Source organism: Stenotrophomonas sp. GbtcB23 (genome assembly GCF_019091045.1).
Taxonomy (GTDB): Bacteria; Pseudomonadota; Gammaproteobacteria; order Xanthomonadales; family Xanthomonadaceae; genus Stenotrophomonas; species Stenotrophomonas rhizophila_A.
Window position 1 is genome coordinate 1 of sequence record NZ_JAGXKC010000483.1, and the last position, 257, is coordinate 257.

The window sequence follows — 257 nt, forward strand, 5'->3', positions numbered from 1 at the left end:
GCCTTCATGCTGCTTTATTACTTCGAGCGTGCAGCGCGCATCCAGTTGGACCTGCAGGCGTCGGGCGCGGAACTCCTCATCCCGCCTCACGACGTCTGCGAGAAAGCGGCGCGGCAGTTCTGGGAGAACAAGGGCGACATCCTGATCGCGGGAGAACGGGAATGGCCGGCCTTCCTGCGCCAGCTTGATCGGGAGGCACCGGACTTCCGCCGATAGGTCGGGAGGAATTCAAAACTGCAACCATAAAACCAACAGAG

At 60.7% G+C, this 257-nt stretch carries 1 pseudogene; it reads left to right on the forward strand.

The features are described from left to right. Positions 1–216, forward strand: a pseudogene (locus tag KVS69_RS19845) (hypothetical protein); the annotation flags it as partial. Positions 217–257: the final 41 nt, after the last annotated feature.